General features: G+C 43.4%; 1 protein-coding gene. It reads left to right on the top strand.

Features of this window, described 5'->3' with window-relative positions; translation table 11 throughout:
- Nucleotides 1-23 precede the first annotated feature (23 nt).
- The coding region (locus V6C93_RS18370) for a serine/threonine-protein kinase PknK (protein ID WP_333478118.1) at nt 24-2,590 on the top strand (2,567 nt) is incomplete at its 3' end.

The raw sequence follows: 2,590 nt of genomic DNA, 5'->3' as shown, positions 1-2,590 counted from the left end.
CTACTCTCTCCTTAAATATCAATATGACTACCATTCCTGGATACCAGATTCTTGAGCAAATTTACGAAAGTGCCAATTCCTTAGTTTATCGAGCCATTCGGCACCAAGATAATCAATTTATTATTCTTAAATTGCTTAAAGAAGATTATCCCACCCCACAAGAACTCATTCGCTATAAGCAGGAATATGAAATTACCCGCAAGTTAAATTTGGACGGTGTGGTTCATGCTTATGGCTTAGAACCCTATCAAAGAAGTTTAGTCATTATTATGGAGGATTTTGGTGCCTCATCATTAAAGGAATTGATGAATGAATTCCTAGGAACTAAGGCATTGGTACACCTACCTCGATTCCTCAACATTGCCATTCAGATAGCTGAAACTTTGAGCAAGATTCATGCGGCTAATGTCATCCACAAAGATATTAACCCATCTAATATCGTCTTTAATCCAGAAACCGAACAAGTCAAAATCATCGACTTTGGCATTTCCACCCAATTAACCCGCGAAAATTCTACCCTGAAAAATCCTAATGTTTTAGAAGGGACTTTAGCCTATATGTCGCCGGAGCAAACGGGACGGATGAACCGAACGCTAGATTATCGCACGGACTTTTACTCTCTCGGCGTCACCTTCTACGAACTGCTCACCGGAAAGCTACCGTTTGAGACGACTGATGCGCTGGAGTTGGTGCATTGTCATATTGCTAAAGTGCCGATATCACCGCATGAGGTTAATCCAGAGATTCCCAAAGCCGTTTCAGATATTGTGATGAAGCTAATGGCGAAAACGGCTGAGGATCGATACCAAAGTGCTTTCGGCATCAAAGCGGATTTGGAATCATGTCTAACCCAGTTACAAACTAATGGAGAAATATCAGAGTTTCCCCTCGCTTCATATGATATTTCTGACAAGTTTCAAATTCCCCAAAAACTCTATGGACGTGAGGCGGAAGTTGAAACCCTACTGGCAGCATTTGAGCGATTGACCTCTCCCCCAATCCCTATCCTTGTAGAAGAGGGGAGTACTACTCCCCCCAACACTCGCAGGGAAGGGGGGCTGGAGGGGTTAGGTCGAGTGGAACTCATGCTTGTTGCTGGTTATTCCGGCATCGGTAAATCAGCGCTGGTAGCAGAAGTTCACAAACCCATCACTCAAAAGCGCGGCTATTTCATTTCCGGTAAATTTGACCAATTTCAGCGTAATATACCTTACTCTGCTGTCGTCAGCGCTTTTAAAGACTTGGTACGGCAACTGCTAACTGAAAGCGAAGACGAACTAAATCAATGGCGAGAAAAACTTTTAGCGGCTTTTAGTTCCAATGGTCAGGTAATTATTGATGTGATTCCTGAAGTGGAACTGATTGTTGGCAAACAGCCAGCCGTGCCAGAGTTAGGGCCAACCGAGTCGCAAAATCGATTTAATCTCGTCTTTCAAAACTTCATCCGAGCCTTTTGCTCTAAAGAGCATCCCTTGGCCATCTTTTTGGACGATTTGCAGTGGGCAGATTCCGCCACTCTCAAGTTGATAGAACTGATGATGACTGATACCAATACCCAATATTTATTTTTGATTGGGGCGTATCGAGATAATGAGGTTAACTCCATTCATCCTTTAATGATGACTCTCGATGGGCTATGCAAGGAAGGGGCAACTGTCAACTTTATTACCTTGACACCCTTAGCACTAGAACCGATGACGCAACTGATTGCCGATACATTGCACAGTGATATCGCATCAGTAAAACCCTTGGCGGAACTTGTGGTGAAAAAAACTGAGGGCAACCCTTTCTTTGTTAATGAATTTCTAAAAACCCTGTACGCTGAAAATTTAATAACGTTTAATCCCCCTCAGTCCCCCCTTACTAAGGGGGGAGTACAAGAAAAATCACTCAATTCCTCCCCTTGGCAAGGGGGTATTAGGGGGAGCCTCTGGCAATGGGATGTAAACCAAATTGAGGCAATGGGTATCACCGATAATGTGGTGGAGTTGATGATTGACAAAGTGAAGAAACTGCCAGAATCTACTCAACAAGTTTTACGCTTGGCAGCTTGTGTGGGTGCATCTTTCGACTTAAACACTCTTTCTATCATTAGTGAAAAGTCACCCCACCAGATTTCCTTGGAACTAACTCCGGCAGTTCAGTCAGGGTTAATACTGCACACATCTGAGTTCAATGAAGAACTGTTAATTCAAGATTATAAATTCCTGCATGACCGGGTACAACAAGCCGCTTATACCTTGATTGATGAGGCACAAAAACAAGTCATTCACTTACAAATAGGCCGTCTGCTGTTACACAATATCGCACCAGAGGCGTTATCAGAGGAGATATTTGAAATCGTTGATCATCTCAATCTTGGCTTAGGGGCAGGCACCCGGAGCTTTAGTGAGGAGGTACTGCCTATACTGACCCATCAACAAGAACGAGATGAAATCGCCAAATTGAATCTGATGGCGGGTCAGAAAGCTAAAGCAGCAACGGCTTATGGGGCAGCAATTAAATATTTTCATATGGGGAGAGAGCTCCTGAGTGCAAATAGTTGGGAGAATTCGTATGACCTAACCTTAGCTATACATGAAGAAACCGT

The organism is Allocoleopsis sp., assembly GCF_036703385.1.
In the GTDB taxonomy this organism is placed as follows: Bacteria; Cyanobacteriota; Cyanobacteriia; order Cyanobacteriales; family Coleofasciculaceae; genus Allocoleopsis.
Note: the sequence above shows the minus strand (reverse complement) of the source record. Positions and strands in the feature narration are given on the sequence as shown.